This window comes from Lysinibacillus sp. FSL K6-0232, assembly GCF_038008325.1.
Taxonomy (GTDB): domain Bacteria; phylum Bacillota; class Bacilli; order Bacillales_A; family Planococcaceae; genus Lysinibacillus.
The window spans coordinates 379,912-402,105 of record NZ_JBBOYW010000001.1 but is presented as its reverse complement, the minus strand read 5'-3'; the positions used below and the strand labels follow the sequence as shown (position 1 = coordinate 402,105).

The 22,194-nt window shown below is 35.3% G+C and carries 23 protein-coding genes and 1 other RNA gene; 8 read left to right on the top strand and 16 right to left on the bottom strand.

What is annotated here, in order from left to right:
* The first annotated feature begins 32 nt into the window (after nt 1–32).
* Nucleotides 33–1,274: a hypothetical protein gene (locus MHB42_RS01940; protein ID WP_340804078.1), complete on the top strand. Its 1,242-nt coding sequence runs from the start codon at nt 33–35 to the stop codon at nt 1,272–1,274.
* A gap of 47 nt (nt 1,275–1,321) precedes the next feature.
* On the opposite strand, the gene nhaC is transcribed toward MHB42_RS01940, so the two are convergent.
* The 8 genes from nhaC to MHB42_RS01900 form a co-directional block, all read right to left on the bottom strand.
* A complete protein-coding gene (nhaC, locus tag MHB42_RS01935) occupies nt 1,322–2,752 on the bottom strand; it encodes a Na+/H+ antiporter NhaC (protein WP_340808507.1) in 1,431 nt (476 codons plus the stop codon).
* Nucleotides 2,753–3,037: 285 nt separating this feature from the next.
* Nucleotides 3,038–4,153, bottom strand: a complete 1,116-nt coding sequence (locus tag MHB42_RS01930) for an amidohydrolase (protein ID WP_340804076.1) — start codon at nt 4,151–4,153, stop codon at nt 3,038–3,040.
* 202 nt (nt 4,154–4,355) lie between these two features.
* On the bottom strand, nt 4,356–4,499 hold the full coding sequence (locus MHB42_RS01925; RefSeq protein WP_340804074.1) for a hypothetical protein: 144 nt from the start codon (nt 4,497–4,499) through the stop codon (nt 4,356–4,358).
* A gap of 294 nt (nt 4,500–4,793) precedes the next feature.
* On the bottom strand, nt 4,794–6,836 hold the full coding sequence (locus tag MHB42_RS01920) for a TRAP transporter permease (RefSeq protein WP_340804073.1): 2,043 nt from the start codon (nt 6,834–6,836) through the stop codon (nt 4,794–4,796).
* The gene (locus MHB42_RS01915) at nt 6,833–7,297 is read right to left on the bottom strand and encodes a DUF1850 domain-containing protein (protein ID WP_340804072.1); all 465 of its coding nucleotides are present in this window, start codon (nt 7,295–7,297) and stop codon (nt 6,833–6,835) included. Before MHB42_RS01915 ends, MHB42_RS01920 begins: the two co-directional genes overlap by 4 nt.
* A 181-nt stretch (nt 7,298–7,478) precedes the next feature.
* The gene (locus tag MHB42_RS01910; protein WP_340808506.1) at nt 7,479–8,477 is read right to left on the bottom strand and encodes a TAXI family TRAP transporter solute-binding subunit; all 999 of its coding nucleotides are present in this window, start codon (nt 8,475–8,477) and stop codon (nt 7,479–7,481) included.
* A gap of 283 nt (nt 8,478–8,760) precedes the next feature.
* On the bottom strand, nt 8,761–9,309 hold the full coding sequence (locus MHB42_RS01905) for a superoxide dismutase family protein (RefSeq protein ID WP_340804071.1): 549 nt from the start codon (nt 9,307–9,309) through the stop codon (nt 8,761–8,763).
* Between the two features lie 98 nt (nt 9,310–9,407).
* Nucleotides 9,408–10,166, bottom strand: coding sequence for a 3D domain-containing protein (locus tag MHB42_RS01900; RefSeq protein ID WP_340804069.1), 759 nt, complete (start codon nt 10,164–10,166; stop codon nt 9,408–9,410).
* 290 nt (nt 10,167–10,456) lie between these two features.
* On the opposite strand from MHB42_RS01900, the gene MHB42_RS01895 reads away from it, so the two are divergent.
* Nucleotides 10,457–10,636: a YjfB family protein gene (locus MHB42_RS01895; RefSeq protein WP_340804068.1), complete on the top strand. Its 180-nt coding sequence runs from the start codon at nt 10,457–10,459 to the stop codon at nt 10,634–10,636.
* A 62-nt stretch (nt 10,637–10,698) separates the two neighbouring features.
* Here the strand turns inward: MHB42_RS01895 and MHB42_RS01890 are convergent, their stop codons facing one another.
* Together MHB42_RS01890 and MHB42_RS01885 are read right to left on the bottom strand one after the other, a co-directional pair.
* The gene (locus MHB42_RS01890; protein WP_340804067.1) at nt 10,699–11,592 is read right to left on the bottom strand and encodes a GGDEF domain-containing protein; all 894 of its coding nucleotides are present in this window, start codon (nt 11,590–11,592) and stop codon (nt 10,699–10,701) included.
* Between the two features lie 283 nt (nt 11,593–11,875).
* Nucleotides 11,876–12,316 (bottom strand): DUF2269 family protein, encoded by a 441-nt coding sequence (locus MHB42_RS01885; protein WP_340804066.1) that lies wholly within the window; start codon nt 12,314–12,316, stop codon nt 11,876–11,878.
* Between the two features lie 171 nt (nt 12,317–12,487).
* Here MHB42_RS01885 and MHB42_RS01880 point away from each other — a divergent pair, with 171 nt between their 5' ends.
* Entirely contained in the window at nt 12,488–13,126 is a 639-nt protein-coding gene (locus MHB42_RS01880) for a YfbR-like 5'-deoxynucleotidase (protein WP_340804065.1), read from the top strand.
* Between the two features lie 104 nt (nt 13,127–13,230).
* A complete protein-coding gene (locus tag MHB42_RS01875) occupies nt 13,231–13,755 on the top strand; it encodes a zf-HC2 domain-containing protein (protein WP_340804064.1) in 525 nt (174 codons plus the stop codon).
* Nucleotides 13,756–13,788: 33 nt separating this feature from the next.
* On the opposite strand, the gene MHB42_RS01870 is transcribed toward MHB42_RS01875, so the two are convergent.
* Entirely contained in the window at nt 13,789–14,127 is a 339-nt protein-coding gene (locus MHB42_RS01870) for a zinc ribbon domain-containing protein YjdM (protein ID WP_340804062.1), read from the bottom strand.
* Between the two features lie 204 nt (nt 14,128–14,331).
* Between MHB42_RS01870 and ssrS the strand changes: the two genes are divergently transcribed.
* From ssrS to MHB42_RS01855, 3 genes are all read left to right on the top strand, one after another.
* Nucleotides 14,332–14,524: non-coding RNA, 6S RNA (gene ssrS, locus MHB42_RS01865), on the top strand.
* 231 nt (nt 14,525–14,755) lie between these two features.
* On the top strand, nt 14,756–15,604 hold the full coding sequence (locus MHB42_RS01860; RefSeq protein ID WP_340804061.1) for a hypothetical protein: 849 nt from the start codon (nt 14,756–14,758) through the stop codon (nt 15,602–15,604).
* Between the two features lie 185 nt (nt 15,605–15,789).
* Complete coding sequence (locus tag MHB42_RS01855) at nt 15,790–16,146, top strand: hypothetical protein (RefSeq protein WP_340804060.1); 357 nt, start codon at nt 15,790–15,792, stop codon at nt 16,144–16,146.
* A gap of 21 nt (nt 16,147–16,167) precedes the next feature.
* On the opposite strand, the gene MHB42_RS01850 is transcribed toward MHB42_RS01855, so the two are convergent.
* The gene (locus MHB42_RS01850; RefSeq protein WP_340804059.1) at nt 16,168–17,244 is read right to left on the bottom strand and encodes a DNA cytosine methyltransferase; all 1,077 of its coding nucleotides are present in this window, start codon (nt 17,242–17,244) and stop codon (nt 16,168–16,170) included.
* Nucleotides 17,245–17,971: 727 nt separating this feature from the next.
* Complete coding sequence (locus MHB42_RS01845) at nt 17,972–18,619, bottom strand: GntR family transcriptional regulator (RefSeq protein WP_340804058.1); 648 nt, start codon at nt 18,617–18,619, stop codon at nt 17,972–17,974.
* A 446-nt stretch (nt 18,620–19,065) separates the two neighbouring features.
* Here MHB42_RS01845 and MHB42_RS01840 point away from each other — a divergent pair, with 446 nt between their 5' ends.
* The gene (locus MHB42_RS01840) at nt 19,066–19,527 is read left to right on the top strand and encodes a hypothetical protein (protein WP_340804057.1); all 462 of its coding nucleotides are present in this window, start codon (nt 19,066–19,068) and stop codon (nt 19,525–19,527) included.
* Nucleotides 19,528–19,569: 42 nt separating this feature from the next.
* Here the strand turns inward: MHB42_RS01840 and MHB42_RS01835 are convergent, their stop codons facing one another.
* From MHB42_RS01835 to MHB42_RS01825, 3 genes are all read right to left on the bottom strand, one after another.
* Entirely contained in the window at nt 19,570–20,205 is a 636-nt protein-coding gene (locus tag MHB42_RS01835; protein WP_340804056.1) for a 3-oxoacid CoA-transferase subunit B, read from the bottom strand.
* On the bottom strand, nt 20,205–20,912 hold the full coding sequence (locus MHB42_RS01830; RefSeq protein ID WP_340804055.1) for a CoA transferase subunit A: 708 nt from the start codon (nt 20,910–20,912) through the stop codon (nt 20,205–20,207). Before MHB42_RS01830 ends, MHB42_RS01835 begins: the two co-directional genes overlap by 1 nt.
* A 107-nt stretch (nt 20,913–21,019) precedes the next feature.
* Complete coding sequence (locus MHB42_RS01825; protein WP_340804053.1) at nt 21,020–21,904, bottom strand: LysR family transcriptional regulator; 885 nt, start codon at nt 21,902–21,904, stop codon at nt 21,020–21,022.
* Between the last annotated feature and the right edge of the window lie 290 nt (nt 21,905–22,194).

Here is a 22,194-nt window from a genome sequence, read left to right as displayed (position 1 = left end):
TTACTGAAAAAAATAGCAAAGGAGTGATGCCTATGTCTACGAAAATAGCGATTATTTGTTCTAAAGCCTTTATGAAACGTATTATTAGTATCGCACAAAATATCCCCAATGTTCAATTAGAATTTTATTTGTACAATCATCCAGCGGAAGCACCTACTCTACTAAAACAAATGAAACCATGTGATGCTCTTTTATTAGGGGGAACATTACCTTATTTACATGCCCAATCATTACTGTCGGAAATTCCAATACCGTGGAATTATCTTAAACAGGATGAAATAGCGATTTCAACAACTTTATTATCACTAGTAGCTACACATGCCATACCAATCAATAGAATTTCGATTGATGTAATGAATCCAATATTTGTTGATAATGTTTTAGCTGAAATAGAATATACTGGTGAAAAGCCATATGTTCAACATATATCCATTACAGAGCCGACTGAAACGATTCTACATCAGCATATTGCCTTATGGAATGCGAAAAGCATTGATTTTGTTATTACAAGTATTCATAGTGTGTTCGACGAATTACAAGCAAGACAAATACCTGCAATGCGTATGTTAGATACAACAAATGCCATTATTCAATGTCTTGAAGAAACAAAATCAAAATCACTATTAACTAAATCTGAATCGGTAAAAGCTGTTGTTGGTTTTTTAGAAATTCCTGAAGATGCCTCTTCTCCATCAACAGTCGTTAGCGAAATTACAAAGGCTACTTTTTCAACCTATAAGCAAATTACCTCGCACTCCTTTGAGCTTTATACAACTGCTGGGCATTTACAAATAGCTCTTGAAAAGGACAACTTAGAGAAGCTTATTCAGAAAATTAATCAGCCATTTAAACTAGCATTTGGCTATGGACATTCTATTTTTGAAGCTACACAACATGCTCAACATGCACTGGCATTTACAAAGCCTCGTGAAATTTATCTTCTTGACGAGCATAAAAATTTATTAGGTCCTTTTCCAAATACAGAAGGCAGGCTAGCTTTAAAAACCAATGATCCATATGTATTGGAAATGGCAAAGCTCACAAATTTAAGCCCATTAAATATTTCTAAAATCATTAACTTTAGTCATGAGCGTCAATCAACTCAATTTACAGCGCAAAACCTTGCTGAATATTTACAAGTTACACGCCGAACAACCGAGCGTATTATTAAAAAGTTAGTTGATAATGGCTATGCAAAGGCTGTGGGTGAGGAAATGACCCATCAGCAAGGTCGCCCTCGCACCATCTATGAATTAAATTTTGCTACATACTAAAATAAAATTCTCGTAGGTGTTTATATGCCTACGAGAATTCTAAGCCATTATACTAGACTTTCAGCTTCTTGCTCTTTTCTACGTTGCTCAGCAGCTGCGATTTCTTCAGGCGTTAATTTTACAATTGCAAATCCGATATAGCCATAAATAATTGAAATAATTGGTACTGCAAAATTCAGAATCGCATATGGTGCATATTCCATAGCGCCTACACCTAATGTTGCTAAAATAAACACACCACAAGTATTCCAAGGGAAGAATACGGAAGTTAATGTTCCCCCATCCTCTAGTGCACGAGATAGGTTTTTAGAATGAAGCCCACGTTTTTGATAAACCCCTGCAAACATACGTGAAGGAACAACAATTGAAATATACTGCTCTGAACATGTCGCATTCGTTGTAATACAAGCAGCAATTGTTGAAGCAATCAAACTACCTGTAGATTTAGCAAGCTTCACAATAACATCCATCAATGCCTTTAACATGCCTGAATATTCTAAAATCCCACCAAATGTCATGGCAACAATTGTCATTGAAACCGTATACATCATGGAATCTAAGCCACCACGATTAAATAAATCATCTACCATAGCGTTGCCTGTCGAAATTGTAAAACCTTCCTGTAATGCTTGTACAGCGCTTGTAGCTGTACCACCCTGTACAAGGATTTGTAGGAGGAAGCCTGCTACAATCCCAATAATTAAAGCTGGAATTGCTGGTACTTTTTTAGCGACTAATACAATAACCCCTACTGGTACAAGCAATAGCCATGGAGAAATAACAAAACTGTCCTCCATCACTTTTAATGTTGTTAAAATTTCCTCTGATTGCATTGAAACATCTGCAAATTTTCTACCCATAATGCCAAAGACAACAAGTGAAATAATCAAGGCTGGAATTGTTGTATAAAGCATATGCTTAATATGGTCAAATAAATCTGTGCCTGTTAATCCTGCTGCAAGATTTGTTGTATCTGATAATGGTGACATTTTATCACCAAAGTATGAGCCTGAAATAACTGCACCCGCAATCATTGCTGCAGGAATTCCCATGCTTAAGCCAATACCCATACCTGCCACACCAATTGTAGCCATTGTTGACCAAGAACTCCCAATAGCTAAAGATACAATTGAACATAGCACCATAATTGTTACTAAGAACCACGCTGGAGAAATTAGCTTTAAACCATAGAAAATCATCGTTGCTACAACGCCGCCACCGATCCATGCACCAATTGTTAAACCTACTAAAATAATAATAACAATAGCAGGTAAAGCTAGACGTATTCCTTTATACATCATTTCTTCAATTTCTGCCCATTTATAGCCATGTAATTTGGCAACAATTGCTGCTACCGTTGTACCAACAAGTAAAGGTACGTGAGGACCTTGCTCTAAAACTACTACAGTAATAAGCATTGCCGTAATCATAATAGCAAAAGTTAGTAGTGCCCAACCTGCATTTATATCTTTCTTCAATTCTCCCATCCCCTTTTTTGCACCAAGCTCTCCTTCGAATTCACAAAGACGCAAATAATTTTTTACGATTTTTAGCTTAATATTCAAAAAATTAAAAGTCAACGCAAAAAAATTATGCTTCTCAAGAGAATTCAACTGTTTTAGCGTAATAAAACGCTTCCAAGTAGCGATTGAAAACCATGTAAATACTTGAATATCCATGCATAAAAAATACTTTAAGACCAAAAAAACTCGAACTTATGCTACAAAATTTTGTAGCTGTTCGAGTTTTCTTTGATAATTTTATTATTCATATTCAGGTGTTTTTGCTAATACAGCCGCAAGAACTTTAGCAGCATCGATTAATGCACGATGATCGAATGTCATTTTTGGATGATGTAAGCCTGGTGCTAAATTTGCGCCAATACCAATCATTGCAGCTTTTAATGTTGGCTTTTTCACTGTATAAAAATGAAAATCATCACTGCCGGGTGTTATTATTTCATTCGCTAAATGCTCCTCACCTAACACTTCAATAATGGCATCCTTTGCCATTTTTGCTGCAATCGGTGATACCTCAGCACCTGGTGTAAAATCAAGCCACTTCCAGTTCATTGTAATATCAAATTGTTGTTGTATAGCCTTTAATCCCGCTTCAATTTTACTACGAAGCAATTCAAGCTGCTCATTATGCTGTGCACGAATATCCATTGAAAAACTAGCATTACCTGGAATAATATTCGTGCTACCGCCATCTGCAATAATTTTTGTGAGCTTTGCGGAATATGGCTCAAATGGTGACAGGTGGATGCTATGTAACATCTGCTGTATAGCCATAATTACATCAATAGCATTTTTTCCCTGATGTGGTCTTGCACCATGTGCATCAATCCCCTGAATCATCCCTTCTAAAAAATAGGCTGCACCGTGATGGATAGCTGGAGAAACTTTACCAAGTGGTAACTCTTCAATTGGTCGTAAATGTACGCCAAATAAATGTGATACCCCTTCAACCGCTCCATGGTCAAAGGCTGCACATGCCCCATTGCCAAGCTCCTCAGCAGGCTGGAAAATAAAACGAACACGATGCTGTAATGGTTGATTTTTCAGCAATAATAATGTACCCAGAACCATTGTTATATTTGCATCATGACCACAAGAATGGTTTGCCTGCCATGTGCCATCTACCTCTTGCCACAATGCATCCATATCTGCACGTACCGCAACAATTTCATCGCCCGTTCCAATTTCAGCAATCAGTCCAGGGATATCACCAAATACACGATAGCTTACATTCAATTCATCCAATATCGAGGCAATCTTTTTCGTTGTTTCAAACTCTTTCCAGCTCACTTCTGGATGTGTATGAAAATACTCAAACCATTGATAAATGGTTTCCTCTACTGTTAATGCTTTTGACATGATGACACCTTCTATACATATTTTTTGTTTCCCATTATACATGAATCTATTTTATAAACATATATACATATTTAGACATAGCTAATCAAAAAAACTTACTATATTCAATGAATATGCCTTCAATAATCCATTTAGTCATTATTATGTACAAAAGGGCTATATTAAAAGTTTTTCACTTTTAGCATAGCCCTTTCAATCATCCCTATAAACTTGTAAAAAATCCCTCTGGATATTCTTCATAATGTACTTGTGGTGTTTGCTCCTCATGCTTCTCTTCCTCTTGTTGAAAGTCAAACTCCTGATCCATTAAATATGTTTCAAATTTTGAGTTGAATAATTTACCCATTGTACCACTCCTTAATTTATTGAATTTTCTGATAAAAAGATTATACAATGAAAAATTAATAAAAAGCAATGATTTATACGCATTATGCATTATATATATCAAACATATCTCATAATCAGATGGAATATCATCTGCATATAGACTTTCCTTAAATTACAAAAAGGGCATTGAGTTTCAATATCTCAATGCCCTTTGTCAACAGTCTGAAGCCTAGACTATAGTTTCCTCCGCTACAAGTTCTTATTTTAATTTATTATATGAAAATAAAATTTTGAAAGCTTCAGTAGTCAAGCTTTAAGATGCCGTCATACCTGTTTTATTGTTAGTATTAGGATGATTGCCCTTTTTATTAGATAAAAATTGAATGACAAACATCACGATAAAGATGGCTAATCCAGTCCAATCTGAAAATTTCTCTGGATAAATAAGTAATAGCCCTGCCGCAATAATAATGATTCTTTCAAACCAAAATAATTTACGATACCAATAGCCAATAACTCCTGCACCAATTGCTACCATCCCTGTTATGGCTGTAAATACTACCCATAATATTTGAGGTACAGTTGTATCAATCATTAATAGGGCTGGTGAAAAGACAATCATATATGGAATAATAAATGCCGCAATGGCTAGCTTTGCTGAGTTAACGCCTGTTTTAATAGGATCGCCGCCCGAAATGCCCGAAGCTGCAAAGGCTGCAAGCGCTACTGGTGGTGTAATATCCGCAATAATACCAAAATAGAACACAAAGAAATGAGCAGATAATAAAACTACTACTGGCACTAATTCTTGTGGCGTATTTGGTGATAATAACGCTACAATTGCTGGTGCAGCAATTGTTGATGTAATAACATAGTTAGCAGTAGTAGGTGCTCCCATACCTAGAATTAAAGAAGCAATCATAACAAAAATTAATGTTAAAATAATACTACCACCAGCTAAAGCTACTAAGCTATTGGCTAAACTTAAACCAAGACCTGTTTTTACTACAACACCTACAATAATTCCAGCACAGGCTGTAGCTGCCACTACCCCTAAAGCCGTACGGGCACCTTCAACTAGTGCTTCAACCACATCTTTAGGCTTTAGACGTGTTTCCTTATTAAACATAGCCACACCAATTGAAATAATAATTCCATATAATGCTGCATGCATAACTGGTGTACCTGTTAACATTAATATGATAATAGCAATAATAGGGAGCAGCAAATAAATTTTCTTAAATACCTCTCGGCGGTTAGGCATCTGGTCATCACTTAAACCACTTAAGCCAACTCGCTTTGCTTCAAAATGCGTCATAATCCAAATACCTGTAAAATATAGCAGTGCTGGAATAGCCGCAGCCTTTGCAATATCCCAATACGTAATACCGCGACCAATAAACTCAACCATTAAAAATGCTGCTGCACCCATAATTGGTGGCATCAGTTGACCACCTGTTGATGCTGCCGCTTCAACTCCACCTGCAAACTCTTTACGATAGCCTAGCTTTTTCATCATTGGAATTGTATAGGACCCTGATGTTACTACATTTGCTACAGAACTCCCTGAAATTGTACCTTGCAGTGCACTTGAAAACACAGCTACTTTTGCAGGTCCACCAATTAATTTACCAGCTAGCGCAACTGCTAAGTCATTAAAATATTGACCTACTCCCGTTTTCACAAGAAATGCACCAAATAGTAAAAAGACAAAAATAAATGTGGCTGATACACTAATTGGGGTACCAAATATACCATCTGTTGTAAAATACATAAGGTTTACGATACTTTCTAAATCTTGCCCTCTATGTGCCATAAATGCTGGGAAATATGGACCATAGTATGCATAAACTAAGAAAACAGTAGCAATAATAGTAATCGGTAATCCTACAGCACGTCGAGCAGCCTCCAACACTAATACAACCGCTATTAAACCAACGAAAAAGTCTATTTGTGTGATTGTACCATTGCTATTTACAAGCTCTTTATAATTCATCGTCCAATAAGAGCCAACCCCGATAGATAACAATGCTAAAATATAATCAAACCAGGCAATTTTATGCTTCGGTGCCTTTTTACGTGCAGGGAATAATAGAAAAATAAGTGTTAAACCGAAGCCTAAATGAATGCTGCGTTGAATTTGAGCTGGAAATTGCCCAAAAATAGCCGTATAAAGCTGGTACAATGAAAATGCTAAAAGACCAAAGAAAATAACATGCTTCATTATACCTGTTACAGTTCTTACATTTGATTCAATATCATATTTTTCGAGTATGGCCTGTTGCTCTTCAGCAGAAATTTGCTCGAACTCTTCTATATTCTTTTCTTGTTTTTTCGATTTTTCTTTTGTTGTCATTTCAGTCTAACTCCTTTCCACTGTTCATATAACGATAATCGCTTTATTTCAAATAAGTAGGATTTTCCCCTTTGTAAATCTTTTTTTAAATCATATTCAACACCTTTATAAATCCATACAAGCTCTAAGTCCAGATCCCCTATATAAATGGTAAAGTTATCAATTATTTTATGATTGTCAAAAGACAGAAAATACTTGCCATCTCGTTGTGTCAATGTTTGGTTTTCTTCTGCATAGCCAGGCATACCAATCGCTAAATCCTCATATTCCATCCTTAACATTTGTATACGATCATCTTCTACATATTGGTAAAATTCCACTACATCTGAGTGATGTATTGAGTGTGTATATCTAATTTGAAATTTATTATCTTTTGTAAGTAGTATATAGTGCTGTTTTGGTTGCTCTGCTCGTGTTTCTGTAAAAACGAAGGCCTTTTGAAGTGGAAAAAATATAACCATGCATAGGCAAAAACAGCATAAAACTACTACTATCATCAATTTTCGCTGTCGCATTTTATCTATACCCCACTTTAAAAGTTATTCGTCTATTCTAACAGTAAGAAAGAGGCTCGAAGTTTTATGCAACCCGAACCTCTTTGTGTTTTAGGCAATCGTCATGTATAGTCAGAGCGTTTCGCCATTATTTTTTCTCATCAAAGTATTTTTGAGCCCCTGGATGCACATCAATACTAATACCATCTAGACCTGTTTCAGCTTTAATAAACTCTCCCTTAGGGTGAGAAATTTTATCTGGATTGTCATAAATAGCTTTTGTCATTGAGTAAACAATTTCCTCTGGTAAGTCCTTGTTCACTGCTAACATTGCAAGCACTGAAACTGTTTCTACATCATTTGCAAGACCATACGTACCTGCTTTTATTGTATCCTTTGCATAGTAAGGGTACTTAGCAATTAACTCATCTGCTTTACCCGCATCAACACCAATAATATTCACTTTCGTTGTAGCATTTAATGCTTCAACAGCAGCTGTTGGTGTACCCGCTGTAATAAAGGCTGCATCAATTTGACCTGATTGAAGACCGTCCGTTGATTCACCGAAGTCAAGATTTTGCGGCTTAATATCATCCATCGTTAAACCATGAATTTCAAGCAATTGCTCTGCATTCGCATATGTTCCCGAACCTGGTGCCCCTACAGATATCTTTTTCCCTTTTAAATCAGCATACGTTTTAATACCTGAAGCTTCAGTTGTTACTAATTGTATTGTTTCAGGATAAAGTGCACCTAAGGCTGCAATTGTATCAATTTTATTGCCCTCAAACATTAATGTACCTTCAGTAGCATAGTATGCAATATCCGTTTGAACAAAGGCAATTTCTCCTTTACCTTCCTGTAAAGCCGTCATATTGGCAGCAGATGCTTGCGACACCTCAGCAGTTGTTTTAATATCTGTTTCTGTTGTAATTAAATCAGCAAATGTACCACCAAGTGCATAGTAAGTACCTTGTGTACCACCTGTTAATAGGCTTAAGAACTTTGGCTTATCAGCTGATGTTGCAGAATCATCTCCATCATCTGTATCCTTTGCACCATCCCCACTATTTGACCCACATGCTGCTAAAACCATTAGTGCAAGAATACTTAGCAGCATCAATAATCTAAATTGCTTTTTCTTCATCATAACCTTCCCCCTTTAGTTAAAATTAAGAATCTATTTAAAATTATCAAATATAGTATAATAATGTCAATCTATTTATAGTAAATTCAGTATATTATTACTATTTAAAGTAATCTATCTATAGGTATGTATCATTTGTCTAATTCCCCATCTTCTTTACAATAAACATTATTTTTTATCTAAATTAAGTACGCACCAGCGTAATTGTATCTGCTGCTGAGGACGTTTGGATACCAAAATAAAACTGTATCCCTTATCAAGCAGATACAGTTTCTATGTTATTTTATTGAATAACACCACAAGCAATTCTTGCTCCTGAGTTGCCTGCTGGGTCTGTTTTATAATCATCCGCTGATTCATGAATAACAATAGTGCTACCATCACTATCGAACAATGAATTTACTTGATCTTTTTGCAAAGTCAGCCCTTCTGCTAAAAAGTCTACATCCACATTGCCATCCTCGCCAATCTCTAAATTCGGTAAATCCCCTAAATGATAGCCTTTTGGATTTAGCTTGCCATGCTCCTTATTCGTTGGATTAAAGTGCGCACCAGCGGATTCAAATTTAGGTGGCTCACACTTTCCTACCTCATGAATATGAATGCCATGTGTCCCTGGCGGTAAACCTGTTAATGCTAATGTTAGCCTCACACCATTATCCTCTTCCTGAAAATAGGCATTTCCATAACTTTCATTATTAGCGCCAATTACTTTAGCGGTAGCTGTTAATTGTGATGCATTGACAGGCACCTGCTCCTCCTTTTTATCAAAGAAACTACAGCCACTAACAAAAACTAATAAAGAAAGGCCCATTAAGCTTATTTTTTTCATTGACAATACCTCCTTTATTTCTGATGGTTGCCAACTTAGCCTCTACTTATGCAGTACAAAAGGGATTTCTCAAAGTTTCGAGAAATCCCTTATCTCACTTAATTCAAAATCTTCACCGTTACCGTTTTAACACCCCATTCGAGTGCTTGTCCCTTCGATGGAATAAACACATCAATTTTATTTCCCTTAATCGCTCCCCCTGTATCAGCAGCTATTGCTTCACCATAGCCTTCCACCCAAACCTTTGTCCCCAAAGGAATTACGCGTGGGTCTACCGCAATAACCTTTAAATTTGGATTCGAGCGAATATCCGTGCCATTTGCTGTAATACCTGAGCACCCTTCACAATATGCTGTATATGCAGTCGCACGCATTGTTAATGTTTTATTATCATTATTTGCTGGAGCACTTGCAGGTTTTGTTTGTGCTGTTGCTGGCTTTGTCGAGGCACTTTCAGAAGCTTTCGGTTTTGCCTTTGCTGCTGAAGCTTTAATAGCCAATGCTTCGCCTGCATATATTAAATCTGATGCAAGATGATTCCATGTCTTTAACTCATCTACTGAAATATTATTTTTACGTGCTATAGAAAATAATGTATCACCCTTTTTGATCATATACTGACCATCTGGCATTTTTTTCTGTTCTTCATTTTCCTTTTGTTCCAATGAAAGCGACAATGAATCAATCTGATTTAGCTGTTGAAATTCGCCAACCGCTAACGTATAAATTTGAGGGATTGTCCATAGAGTATTATCTGGAAAATTTGCTGCTAATTGAGTGTTGGCGGAAGATGGACTAGCATACAGACTAAAACTAACGGACAATGCGACTGCTATCGCTAATGCTTTTTTCTTCATAGTAAGTAATACCTCCATTATTTTAATTACTTTTTGCAAATTTATTACTAGCGCACTAGAGTTAAGCACTCTAGTATACAAGCAACAATAAATTCACAACTTTATAAATCAGGATTATTTACCTGATATTAGGGATTATTGCTATAAAAACGGAAAAATATACAATTTCGATGATTTTTTTAACAATTTAAGCGATTGGTATTTATGTAGGTGTGATTTTAAGAGGAATTAAATTTTATCTTGGATATCCAAATTTTTAGCCGATAAAAAGGAAAAGGAGGAATGTAATAATGGAAATTAATTCACTTATGTCCGCGCAATTGTTGGAGCTTCAACAAACTGTCCAGATGAGTGTGATGCAGAATGCGCTCAATGTAAATACTTCTGCAGCTATGGAATTACTAGAAGACATGCCTCAACAGCAAGCACCCCATCCGTATAAGGGGTCAATGGTTGATATTTCAGTTTAAATGCAAGCTAAAGAGCATGCTAGTATTTATTGACTAGCATGCCCTTTAATATAAACCACCTATTATTTAATAATCATTTGTCGCATATTTTTTACTACACATACACAATTTCTTCCCGAATGCTTTGCTTGATACAAAGCATGATCTGCAATTTCTATCAATTGATTTGGACTTTGGATATTCGGCGCAAATGCAGTAATGCCCGCAGACATTGTCACTGGTTTACCACAGACCGTTTCTTGTAAAGCCTGTTTAATACGTAAATTTTCAGCTAATGCTACAGCATCATCTATTGTCTTGGTAGGCAATATAATCATAAATTCCTCTCCACCATATCTAAAGCACATGCCCTGATTCTTTATGCACTCCTGCATACGGTGAGCAAAATCTTTTAGCACCTCATCCCCTACCATATGACCATATGTATCATTGATACTTTTAAAATCATCTAAATCAATTAAAATAATAGTATGCGGCACTTTATTGAGAATTAAGTCATTTAAGGCTTGATCCATTTGTCTTCGATTAGGGATACCTGTTAACGCATCTAAATTCAATTGATTTGTTAAATCCTTAATTTTACTGTCTGAGCAAACTATCATATTTTGCACGCTTTTTTTCAATAGGTCTGCTTCATAATACCAAGTCATAGTCTTTTGTACCCCCTCCCCTCGCTCTATCATTACTGAGAGGACATTTAAAGGCTTTGTAATCTTTCGTGCAAATCCTATTGCAAGCACTATTATGATAGCCGTTAATATAATAATTGGAACAATACTTTTCTTAAACAATAAGCTAAAGGAAACAGCACGATTATCAGCGATTTGCTCCATAGTAGAACTATTCATTGTTAATTTTTGTAGATCATCTTCAGTTATAGATGAAATTTCATAAAAGCTTCGATAGCTGCTCCAAATACTGACGCTAGATGTCACAAGCACCACTATTATCGCCATACTTACAATAAGAAACGATAACTTTAACTTGAATTTACCCACAATAGATTATTTCTCCCACCTGAGATGATTTTTCATTGTATCTTATCCATGTTTTAACTTATTCTAATTATTCAATCATCATACGTCATGTCACTTAAAGAAAACTTAACATCATCTAGCGACTTTATTGCTCAAATAATAACCGAGAAGTAAATACTAAATTGAGCGCTTTTCTTTAAACTTAAAGTTTTCTTTTATAGCATAAAAAGCAAAAATCGCACGCTCTAAAAGGGTGCGATTTTTACCAAATAATTGGCTTTGCTACCATTAACCATAGCATAATAAGCAATAATACAATATACATCCATGCTTTTCGCTGTAACAGTGCAACAAATTGCTGCTGATGATAGGCAGGTGTATTAAATGTACGCAATGTCGGCTTAAAGGCTCTTGCCAAAAACACAATGGATGCAAGCATTACAAGAAAAGTGAGCGCAATCCATGAAGTATTCCAGGCATAACCCGCATACCACATTAATAAAATACCTGATATAACAAGAACATGACCTGAATGCTTTACAATCGCAATAGCGCCCTTAAAGGCTTCTATATAGGGAGGCATATCATCATTTGAAGCTGTACGCATTTTCTTAATGATTGTTAAGACAACAAACAAAGGTCCAATCGAAAGTACAGCACTTAAAATATGTATATAAAGAAGAAGTGTATATATTGAAAACATTAGTTGAACTCCTCTCTTTAGCAATCCCCTACATTATAACATTCAACCATAGCCTGCTTGGTTAGCATTTGTGAACCCTTTGTAAACATAGGCTGAATCATTGTTAAATTGTTTGAAAAGAACACAAAGAGGGTAAAAATTATAGTACCATGCACTTATAGAATAAAAGGAGTGATTTTTATAGGAATTCATCAATTTTTTACAAGCCTCAATGATTTAGAACGTATTATTCGTTGTCCTGGCCGCTTCAAATTTGAGGAGCATAATGTAGCAGCCCATTCTTGGAAAGTATCACAGTATGCTATGTTCTTTGCTACATTAGAGGAAATGAATGGCGCTGAGGTTGATTGGAAATCTTTATATGAAAAAACAATCAATCATGACTTTGCGGAAGTGTTTATTGGTGATATTAAAACACCTGTCAAACACGCAAGCCCAGAGCTAAAGCAAATGCTAGCACATGTGGAAGAAAAGATGATGGAAAAATTTATTGTCAATGAAATCCCACAGGAGTTTCAAGCTATCTTCTTTGAGCGTATGAAAGAAGGCAAAGATGATACTTTAGAGGGTCGTCTTCTTGAATTCGCGGATAAGCTTGATCAATTTTATGAGGCTTTTGCAGAATTAAAACGTGGTAATACAGATAAGGAATTCGTCTATATGTATCAAACAGCGCTATCTAAGCTTTTAGCCATCCCACTTGAAGCAACAGTCCGTTATTTCCGTACTGAAATTTTAAAGGACGCTGTTAAAGAAAAAACACATATTGATATTCAAGCATTAACAAATGAAGTGCTTACAGCAACTTAATAATGTGCATGTACAAGTTTTCCGCATGAAAGAAAAATTCACGGAAGGCTTTTTTTATTTTCGAGAAAAAGTCGTATAATAGGAGGAGATTGGGGGAAAACATTTTGTCACAAAAATGCGCCATTATAAAAGATTTATTACCACTTTATCAAAAGGAGCTGCTCCAAGCACCAACAAAGGCATTTGTCGAGCAGCATTTAGCAGCATGCCCACAATGTCAACAGCTTGCTAGTGCCAAGCAAGCTATTCAGCACGATTCCCCTATGAAAAAAACCTTAGCTTTTTTTCATATTATCTTTATTGTACTGTCATTTATGTTTGCGCTTAACTCATCCCTGCTAGGTAATCAACAAGGCTTTATGATCTCCTATGCAATTTTTGGGTGTCTTTCTTATTTGTTCTATAAAAATATTTGGATTGTTTTTATTATTAGCTCTGTGCCTGTATTTGTTTGGGCTATTATTCATAATCTACATAACGGACTCTATACATTCGCCTACTCCTTTGCAGAAATAGGTGCATTACTAATTGGTGCAGGCTATATCGCGCTATTACATACGATTTTCGCCTTAATCGGTGCAGCTTTTGCTATTACGATGCGTAAAGCTTCAAGAAAAAAAGCACCTTAAACTTTTAACTAAGTTTAGGTGCATTATTGCGCTTTAAGCTTTTTTCACAAACTCTGACTTTAATTTCATGGCACCAAAGCCATCAATTTTACAGTCAATATTATGGTCACCTTCCACAAGGCGAATACTTTTCACCTTTGTGCCAATTTTTAATGTGGAAGAGCTACCCTTTACCTTTAAATCCTTAATAATAGTAACTGAATCACCATCAGCAAGCAGATTGCCATTCGCATCCTTAACAATTAGAGCCTCTGATTCCTGTTCAGTTGCCTCCATACTCCACTCATGTGCACATTCTGGGCACACATAATTAACACCGTCCTCATATGTATATTCAGAATGACATTGTGGACAATTTGGATAAGCTGCCATTTTGCTTCCTCCTTTACTTTTTTACAAGGTAAACCTCTATATGCCTATATCTTTACATAGTCCGCCATAATAAGCAAAGGTTGTTCGTCTTTTTCATACCTATTTGTAAAAAAACTTTATATATGGATTGGCACATCTAACCATTGACATATTTGTTAAAACCCTCTTACTTGCAAGTTGGTTAATCATGTTTTATTATATCCATAAAGGCTGCATTGTTCGTATAATATTAAGTTTTAACCTTTAAGCTGTAAAAGGGAGTTTTATTATTGGAGTTGGAATGACGGGCCTCACACCAAGGTGCATGAGGATAAGCAGGAAGGCTTCTGCGAACACCCACTTTGAGGAGTGGTGGTTTAAAACTTTCTATAATAACTACGGCATACGCGGCTTTTTACTTTGATCTTACAGCCACATGGCTTTGAAGCGAGTCACCCTTCATTTATTGGAGGGTGATTTTTTATGCGAAAATACATGTTGGGATAAAATTGGGATAAAAATAAACGATAAATACTGATAAATATTGATACCTCCACAAAATACTGAGAGAATAAATCATATTTTGTATTAACGGAATATGGGAATTTTGGTATAATTAAATTACACCATACATAAAGGAGAATTTGAAATGGGCGTTTTATTAGCATTACTAGGAGCACTTGGAGTTTTAGTAGGTCTTGTTTTATTAGTGCTTGGAGTTATTAAAAAGAAGAAAATGAAAGGTGGCCTTGTTTTAGTTGTATCTTTAGTTTTATTCATTGTTGGATTTATTATGGTTCCGACTGAGGGCTCAGAATCAGCTGATAAATCAAAAGACGGTGAAAAAGTTGAAACGTCAGCTAAAGAGGAAGAAACTAAGGAAAACAAACTTGATTACACCATCCAAGAAGAACGCGTTGACGGAAGTATTTGGTATGTTACTTTGTTGACTCCTTTAACAGAAGAAAAGGATTTACGTGAATTAGTCGAATCTACTAGCGATTTAGCTAAAGACAAAGACGAGAAAATTGACTCTATTTTCGTTAAAGTGAATATAAAAGATAGCTTAGCTAAATCTTATGCTGCAGACGGTAAAGTTGCATTAAGCAATAAGGGTATAGCTCAAACAGGGTTAGATAAAATCGGTGAATACGAATTTGATTACAAAGTTACAGAGGAACATTTAACTACTAAAGCTGATTTAAAACAATCTACAGAATCCTATTCTGCAGAAGATATATTGAAAGCATTTCAAGACGCTAAACTCCCGACAACAGATTCTCGTGATAATAGCCACAATTGTATAAGCTTAGAATGCACAACCCTAATTACAACAGAGGATGTTAGTATTTATGAGTGGCCAAGCGTTGAAAAAGCTCAAGAGGTTAGAGCGAAAAACTTTGGTGACGCACAAGTCGGAACAATTATTATTAGAATGAACAATAAATCATTAGACATACAGCCGTATATCGATGTGTTAAATAGCGTTATCAATTAAAAGTATAAATAGAGAAGCCCAGACTCATATGAGTACCTGGGCTTTGCTTTATTAAAAATAACCTATTCTATCGACAAAAACATAGATAATATTTCCTAATTCACCAAATTATAATATAATATATTACAGATAATAACAAAGCTTAAATGTCTATTATTATCTAAATTGCTGTTGGAGGTGAACAAATGGATAGAACAGGATCATTTATGAGTGTTGAATTAAAACATGTACATCTAAACTGGGGAACTACAAGTAATTCAGGAACAAGAAGAAGAGATGAATTCGAAGTTTACATTCCTATTCCAATAGATGACGCACGACGATTAGAACTTAGAAGAGGTTTAACATTTTACGTAAACAACCAAGAATTCAAACTAAGAGCAAGTGGTAGTCAAGCAGAAGATTTAGGTAAAAACTTTGAAAGTGATGGAAACTTGAAACTTTTAGGACGATATTTAAAGATTGAGTTAGGCGCTCAACCTGGAGATATTGTTACAATTTATTGGGAAAGTAATACTGAAGTATCTATCACGTTAAATTAAAAAAGTAGGGTCACCATCATTCTATGATACGGTGACCCTGTTTAGTTGATATGAGGGTTCAATATGCTCATATTCAATACCTGCAAAAGTTTTTAATATTGATTCAAATATGATTTGAACCCCTTTAGGAGGAACAGCCATACCTATTTGTTGTCTTACTTCTTCTTTCCTACCATGAAAAATATAATTATCAGGAAATGTTTGAAGTCGTGCTCTTTCTCTGTTTGTCAATGCACGAGCTTCTTCCCAATGATAACCATGAGTCCCGCCACCACCACTAGCAGTAAGTGTATAAGATGGTTTGTCAGGATGTAAACGACGATATAAATTACTTAATTTCAAACCTTTAACTTTTAGTTGAAATTGTTCTGGTAGTTCATTGTACCAAACGTTTTCACCAGGAGGAATGTGCTTCAAGCGATCAACTACATCCTGTTTGTGTTTTGTAAATTCGTGGTTCGACGCATTTAAAGGAATATTATCTAGCGCTTCTTTAGCTCCTATAAAATTTGATAGATGTGTAGGAGCCGGAACTTTAAATGTTAAATTTAAGTCTTTTCTAATTCCAACTATAATTATCCTGTGTCGGTATTGAGGAACTCCGTACTCCTCAAATTTGTATAAATGAGGCACTAAATCATATCCTGATCCAGCTCTTTGTAATTCCTCTAATATATTTTGAAAATCTGCACCATAGTTTGAATTTTCTAACCCTGAAACATTTTCTGCTAAAAACCATTTTGGGTTAAATTGGTTTATGACTTCAACACCATATTTATATAATTGACCGAAATATCCATTTGTTCCCTTTTGTTTTCCAACTCCGCTAAAATCATTACACGGGAAACCAAAAGTGAAAGCATCGATGTATGGCAAATTCTTAATATCTAAGTCCTCAACGTTAGAGTTAATAACTGATTCAGGACTATTGGGACAAATATTGTTTCTAAAGGTATCACAAGAACTTTCATCCCTGTCATTAGCCCAAACGTGTTTAATTTTATATATTTCATCACTTTTTTCTATCAAGGCATTTTTAGCACCTAAAGCTATTCCACCTGGTCCACAAAATAACTCCCCTTTTAAAAAAGTAGTCATAGTAATCCCTCCTGTATATAGGATACCACATTTCATAGGTAATTGCAGCTAATTTATGAACGTTTATTTACATTTCAAATCAAATATACAGCAATAAACTATAACTACTTTATTATAAGTATCTTAAATCCGTTAACGTTGTGCAATGATAATCTTCAATCCTTCAAAGTCACCACTTGTCATTGTACCTTGATCGAATTTATCAAGCCAAGACTTATCAATCTTGCATTCTCTCGTTGATTGGCGTGAAAGGTGGCGACTCTAGCGGAAAAAGTGCGAGCTGAAAATCCATTTATTTCGGCATTTGCCGAAATAAATGAGTTGAAGCCGCACCCGCAGAAAGCGTCCACCTGTAACAGAAATCAACGAATTCTAAGCGATTCTCTGTAAAATAAAGGTTAATCAACACGCCTGATGCACAATAAAACTCAACGGAAAAATCCCGCTGAGTTCCTACCAAATTCACCTATTCTTGATGCTGTTTTTCAAACATTCAATAGCTACTTTCGCATATAAGATAGCTCTATATTTAAAGATATCCTCATTATCAGCACAAAAAGCAATATTCAGTTTATCCTCTCCAGCATAATCAATAGCGTACAATCAATTTCTCTTATTAATCATTTCATGACTTGTATGCGTTTTCAGAAAATCTTTTAAATGTTGCTTTGTCAGCATAAAATTATCCCTTTCAATATCCAACTTAAAATTAATATATTTTTTATAACTATAAGGGTAAAAAATTAGCTTTTTCAGTATTCCAATGAACTTCTTTTAAGTATCTCTCAAGTTCATTTGCTTCCTTATTTTTAAATAGCTCTATCATTTTTCGATGCTCATTATTCGTTTGGATTAGCTTAGCCTTTGTATCATCTGTGTCACCCAGATGATCAAATGTTTTCATAAATCTTTTCTGCAATTGTAGCAGCAGATTTACAAGACTTTTGTTAGGGCACATAGATAAATAAACACTATGAAAGGCAGCCTGCATTTTATCGTACATTTGGAAATTACCTGTTTGAATTGCCAAATCAATGCTTTGAACATAAAAATCCATTTCTTGTATATGTTTGTCCGTTAAATACGGTATAGCAAGTGATGCAGCCAAACCATCTAATGCACCAATAATACAATATGTTTCCTGTGCATCCTCTGTTGTCAGCCTTTTAATAATAAATCCTTTTCTTGGTACATTTTCTAAAAAGCCTTCAGAGGATAATTGAATAAGTGCCTCTCTAACAGGTGTTCTACTAACCTCTAAATCCTCGCATATATCTTTTTCATTAACCTTTTTACCAGCAACTAGCGTCCCGTTGTTGATTTGCTCCACAATATAATTATATACATGGTCTTTTAACGACAAAAAATTAATCAATTTCATAACCCCATTCATTATTTGATATTAGAACGTTATGCAACATCTTCTAAAATCCCCTTTTAAGTATAAAGGAATTCTCAATAGAAATACTATTATCTTTGCTAATGTTGTTGTTTCTAATAAAGTATTTGGTTTATTAAAATGTATAATTTTTAAATTATTTTACGAAAAAAGATAATCTGATGCAAATAAGAATAATGCTATCTATAGCTTACAATAGCTTTAATCAAGATGAAACGCTAAGTGATTACAGCACTTTTATTAATTCATCAGTATAGGATTATTTCCATCTATTATTATTCCAACATAATTTTAATTATCTATACAACCCACTCATTTTGCTATATGTAAGCAATATTAGAATAATTTCATAAATATTCATTTTCTCTTACCTTGTATAATTCCCTTTCATTTTGCCCATATATGAAGTAATAAGGGAGGTTATGCTATTGAAAAAATTTATGTATGTATTACTCACTATATCATTATTACTAACAGCATGTGGGAAAAAAGTGGAGCCGACGGAGGTAGCAGTGGATAAGGATACTTCTGTTGAAGATATTGTCGGTGCGATTGTGAAAAATAAATTTTCTGTGGAAGAATCTAAAGGTGTTGTGACGATTTCTATTCAAGATACGGATGTAACAGAGGGTTCAAAAAGTCAGATGCTAAAGGATTCAACTAAAATTTTTGCGGAATTATCGAAGCTTAAAGATGTTAAAACACCAGCTATTACTTGGTATGCGCCACTTACCGAACCCGATGGCGATCAAACAATGACAGAGCTATTAAATATTTATTTTAGTGAAGAGGATTATAACAATGTGGATTGGGCTAATTATTTGCAGGTCGATATTGAATCCGCAGCAACTCACTATCATGAGGATGAAGCTTTAGAGGGTTAATGCCGAAAAAGATGAGGCTGTTTGATAAGCCTCATCTTTTTATTATACTAGCGCTACCATAAACAAAGCGTCCGTCTTTTCTTGAACTTCCTCTAATGTAACACCCTCTGCTAGCTCAATAAGCTGCATACCATTTTCAGTGAAATCAAATACTGCTAGATCCGTAATTAAACGATGAACAACGCCTTTCCCCGTTAATGGTAGCTCACATTGCTTTTTAATTTTTGATTCACCATTTTTATTGACATGCTCCATCACAACAATAACCCTTTTAGCACCAACGACAAGATCCATTGCGCCGCCCATGCCCTTGACCATCTTTCCAGGAATCATCCAGTTTGCAAGGTCGCCTTCTTCTGAAACCTCCATCCCGCCTAAAATAGCAAGATCAATATGACCACCGCGAATCATAGCAAAGGACTCAGCACTATCAAAGAAGGAAGCTCCTGGCACTGCCGTTACTGTTTCCTTCCCTGCATTAATTAAATCAGGGTCCACTGCATCCTCCGTTGGGTAAGGACCAATACCAAGAAGCCCATTTTCCGATTGTAAAAGCACATTATAATCAGCTGGGATAGCGTTCGCAACAAGAGTTGGGATACCAATACCTAAATTGACATTCATGCCATTTTCTATTTCCTTTACAGCTCTATTCACAATTTTTTGTCTTGTATCCATTATGCTTCCCCCTTTGTTACCGTTAAACGCTCAATACGCTTGTCATAATTTTCCCCTACTAATACACGCTGTACAAAAACGCCTGGTGTATGAATATGGTCTGGGTCTAGCTCGCCTACTTCTACAATTTCCTCCACCTCTGCAATTGTAATTTTTCCAGACATTGCAGCTAGTGGATTAAAGTTACGTGATGTTTTTCTATACACTAGATTTCCTAGCTTATCTGCCTTCCATGCTTTTACAAGCGCAAAATCAGCAGTAATTCCTTCTTCTAAAATATATTCCTTCCCATCAAACACCTTTACTTCTTTCCCTTCAGCAATCGGTGTACCAACGCCAGTAGCCGTATAAAAGCCAGGAATTCCTGCACCACCTGCGCGAAGACGTTCAGCAAGTGTACCTTGAGGTGTTAATTCTACCTCTAGCTCTCCGCTTAAAAACTGCTGCTCAAAAATTTTATTTTCACCAACATAGGAAGCAATCATTTTTTTAATTTGCTTATTTGCAAGTAGAAGACCTAATCCCCAATCATCTACACCACAGTTATTGCTTACAACCGTTAAATCCTTTGTTCCTTGCTGTACAAGCGCAGCAATGGCCTTTTCTGGTATTCCACAAAGTCCAAAGCCTCCTACAGCTAATGTATCGCCATCCTTAATATCTGCAACAGCTTCCTGAAATGAACTCCATACTTTCCCATCCACCATCTCGAAACCCCCTAAAATTGCTCGTTTATTAAGGAAAATTCTACATCATTATGATTTTATAAGTAAAGGAATTAATTAGAATACTATTTATGCTAAATAGGAATAAATCAATTTTCCTCCTTCATACCAATCATTTGAAGTAGCTGCTTCAATGCATAAGATTGATAAGTGTTTTTCTTTGTAATAATTCCTAGACGCCAAGGCATATCAAATTTATTAAGCGGAATAATTTTTACATTATTATTTGTTTGTTTAGCTGCAATGGAATATGGCAGCAATGTCACCCCTAAATTAGAGGATACAAGCTCTATAATTAAATCCCATTGTGAACTTTTATAGGCTACTATCGGTGTAAAGCCAGCACTTTTACACGATTTAATAACATAATCATGCAACGTAAATTCCTCAGCAAAAAGAATAAATGCTTCATCTTTTAATTGCTGTAGCTGAATAGAATCCTGCTGTGCTAGTGGATGAGCCTCATTGATAAAGACAAAAAATTGATCCTCTATAAATGGCTGAATCGAAAATTTCCGTTCATCTGTAGGCAATACAACAATGCCCATATCAACATCACCATTTTCTACAAGTGCTCCAACCATTTTAGCCCCACGCTCAACAAGCTCTAAATGTACATTTGGATAGTGCTGATGAAACCTTCTAGCGATCTCAGGAAAAAATAACGTTCCAATTAAAGGTGGAATGCCTAGCTTGATGGAGCCTGTTTTAATATTTAATAAATCATCCAATAAAATATGTAAATCTTGCACGGATCGTATAATTTTTTGCCCCTGCTTAAAAACAATTTTACCTGCATCTGTTAGCTCTATATTGCGTGTAGACCTGTTTAATAACTCAACATGTAATGTATCCTCTAATTTTTTTATGCTTTTACTGAGTGATGGCTGTGATACAAATGATTCATTTGCAGCCTTTGTAAAGCTTCCATGTTCCACTACTGCCATAAATGCTTTTAAATCTCGTAACTCCATAATTAGCTCCTTATTTATTCTAATTTGTTATAAAAAATATTCTAAATGTCCTTATTTATTATAGTTACTTTCCATCCTTGATTAACCTTAAAATAATTACGATAAATACAGTAGTAACAAGGCTTTGTTAATTATTATAGCAATCTTTACTTATATAAAATCCAAAATAATCACTAAACAAATTGTTCTATTTTAAGTTTCGTTTATCGTTCTTCGTGCTAAATTTCTCTTTATTTCGCTATTTTTCTATGCAATATTATCAATATGGGATGGTAGAAAAGAAAGGGGAT